Source organism: Caballeronia sp., from assembly GCF_028292365.1.
GTDB lineage: Bacteria > Pseudomonadota > Gammaproteobacteria > Burkholderiales > Burkholderiaceae > Caballeronia.
Genome location: NZ_JAQGMM010000273.1, coordinates 1 through 3,190 on the forward strand (window position 1 = coordinate 1; position 3,190 = coordinate 3,190).

The following is a 3,190-nucleotide window of genomic DNA, read 5'->3' on the forward strand; positions in this document are numbered from 1 at the left end:
GCGCCGTAGTGGGCCACCGTCGGCATGACGGGCGGTTTTCCATCCGGGCCAAACGAGCACGCGGAGAGGGCGGCTGCGAAGCCGAGAGCAGTGAGGGCAGAGCGTGTCATGACTGGCCTCCATTGCGGGCATCGGACGTGGTTTGGTCTTCAAACCCCGCGCGCTCGTTATGCCGCACCTTGAACGAAGCCGCATACAACGCCGGCAGATAAAACAGCGTAAGCACGGTCGCGCTCGTAATGCCGCCCATCAGCGCGGTTGCCATCGGGCCGAAGAAGTTGCTGCGCAACAGCGGAATCAGCGCGAGCACCGCAGCGGCCGCAGTAAGCGTGATCGGCCGGAAACGTCGCACGGTCGCGCCAACAATGGCGTCAAAGCGTGGATGCCCCGCGGCAATGTCCTGCTCGATCTGGTCGACGAGAATCACCGAGTTGCGCATGATGATCCCGAACATGGCGATTACGCCCAGCATGGCGACAAACCCGAACGGCTTGTTGAACAGCAGCAACGCAATCACGACGCCAATCAACCCGAGTGGTGCGGTGAGCACCACCATCATCACCCGTGCGAAGCTCTGCAACTGGATCATCAGGAGCGTCAGCACGACAATTGCCATGATCGGCATTTGCGCGTTGATGGAGGACTGGCCTTTCTCGCTTTCCTCAACCGGCCCGCCCACTTCGATCCGATACCCCACCGGCAAGCCCGCACGCAAACTCTCGAGTTTCTTCTCGATTGCATGCGTCACGTCAATGCCCTGCGCACCCGCTTTCACATCCGACTGTACGGTGATGGTCGGCTGGCGGTCGCGTTCCCAGATCACGCCGTATTCCAGATCGTTCACCACATGCCCGATCGTACCCAGCGGCACGGGGCCGTTCGGCGTAGGCATGGCAAGGGTGACGAGTTTTGCCGGATCGACCCGTTCGCTTTTCGGCGCGCGCAAGTCGACGCTGATCAGCTTGTCGCGTTCACGATACTGCGTGACGGTATAACCCGTCAGTTGCATCGCGAGGAAATCCGATACGTCCTGCGAACTGATACCGAGTTCCCGCGCCTTCTTCTGGTCTATATCGAAACGCACCGAACGCTCCGACGGTTCGTCCCAGTCATACTGGACATTGGCCGTACCGCTGTTGGCGCTCATTTCGGCGAAGACCTTTTCGGCGATGCCACGTACCGTCGGCAGATCGTCGCCGCTCACGCGGAACTGCACCGGATAGCCGACAGGCGGACCGTTTTCAAGCCGCGACAAGCGCGTACGAATCGACGAAAACTTCTCCCGCAACACGGGCTCGAGCCAGCGTGCGAGCTTCTCGCGATCTTCGACTGACTTCGCCGTAATGACGAACTGCGCGAAGTTCGGCACCTGCAATTGCTGGTCGAGCGGCAGATAGAAGCGCGGCGCACCCGAGCCGACGAAGTTCACCAGATGGTCGATCTCGGGCCGCCCCTCCAGCACCTTCTCAAGCCGCTTCGTCTCGCGCAGCGTGGCTTCGAACGAGGCGCCTTCTTGCAGGCGGACATCGACGAGCAGTTCCGATCGATCCGAACTCGGGAAAAATTGTTGGGGAATGAGCGTAAAGCCTGCCAGCGCGATCACGAACAGCACGAGCGTGATGCCGAGCACAACGAAGCGCCGCTCAATACACCACGTCAGCCAGCCGCGCAGACGGGTGTAGAACTTCGTGTCGTAGATATCGTGTTCATGATCGTGCGCGTGATGTGCCTCGCGCTTGCGCTCGGGCAAGAGCTTGTAGCCGAGCAGCGGAATCAGCACGACGGCTGCGAACCACGACGCGATCAACGCAATGGCCGACACTTCGAAGATCGAGCGCGTGTATTCGCCAGTGCTGGATTTGGCCAGCGCGATCGGCAGGAAACCGGCCACGGTGACGAGCGTGCCCGTGAGCATGGGGAACGCGGTGCTGGTATAGGCGTAGGCCGCGGCACGCGAGCGATTCCATCCCTGTTCGAGCTTCACCGCCATCATTTCGACGGCGATGATCGCGTCGTCGACCAGCAGCCCCAGCGCGAGGATCAGCGTCCCGAGCGAGACCTTGTGCAGGCCGATATCGAAGAGATACATGAAGAGGGCCGTGACCGCGAGCACGACCGGAATCGAGATCACGACCACCATGCCCGTGCGCACGCCCAGCGACACCAGGCTCACGATCAGCACGATGATGACGGCTTCGGCGACCGCTTCGAGAAAGTCATCGACCGACTTCGATACCGCGTTCGGCATGCTCGACACTTCGTTGAGCACGAGACCGGCGGGAAGTTGACTACGCAATTCGGCGACCTTCGCGTCGAGCGCCTTGCCCAATTGCACCACGTCCTGACCGGGCTGCATCGTAATGCCAATACCCAGCACCGGCTTCTCGCCCGCGCGCATTTGCGTGGCCGGGGGATCGAGATATCCGCGCTTGATGGTCGCTATGTCGCCAAGGCGAAACGAGCGTCCGTTCACGCGGATTAGCGTGTTGGCGAGCGCGCCCATGTCGGTGATCTGGCCGGTCGGCCGCACGAACACGCGGTCATTCGGCGTATTCAGCGTGCCGGAGGGCGCAACCGCATTCTGACCGTCGATAGCCTGAGCAATCTGCTGCGGCGAGATCCCGAGCCGCGTAAGTTGCGTGTTCGCTATCTCCACGTAGACGCGCTCGTCCTGGTCGCCGAAATAATTGACCTTCGCCACACCAGGCACGCGCAACAAGACCGTGCGCAGTGAATCGGCGTAATCGTGAAGTTGCACCGGCGAAAAACCGTCGCCTTCGAGTGTGTAGATATTCGTGAAGACGTCGCCGAACTCGTCGTTGAAGTACGGACCTTGCACACCTCTTGGCAGTGTGTACGCAATGTCCCCGACTTTCTTGCGCACCTGATACCACTCTTCGGGCACATCTTTCGCGGGCGCGCCGTCCTTCATCGTGAAGAACAGCAGTGATTCACCGGGGCGGGAATAGCTGCGCAGGAAGTCGGTAGCGGGCGTTTCCTGAAGCTTTTTCGCGATCTTGTCGGTGACCTGTTCCTGCATCTGCTGTGCGGTGGCCCCTGGCCAGAAGGTCTGGATGACCATCACGCGGAACGTGAACGGCGGGTCCTCCGATTGCGCGAGCCGGGTGTACGCGAGGACCCCGAAAATGGTCGCCATCGCGATCAGGAAGACAACCAGTGCCTGATGGCG

Annotated in this window: 1 protein-coding gene; it reads right to left on the bottom strand. The window is 61.1% G+C overall.

The genetic code is table 11. The features are described 5' to 3' along the window. Positions 1–106: 106 nt before the first annotated feature. Positions 107–3,190, bottom strand: a 3,084-nt coding sequence (locus tag JWR14_RS17100) for an efflux RND transporter permease subunit (protein ID WP_299708953.1), incomplete at its 5' end; no start/stop codon positions are given.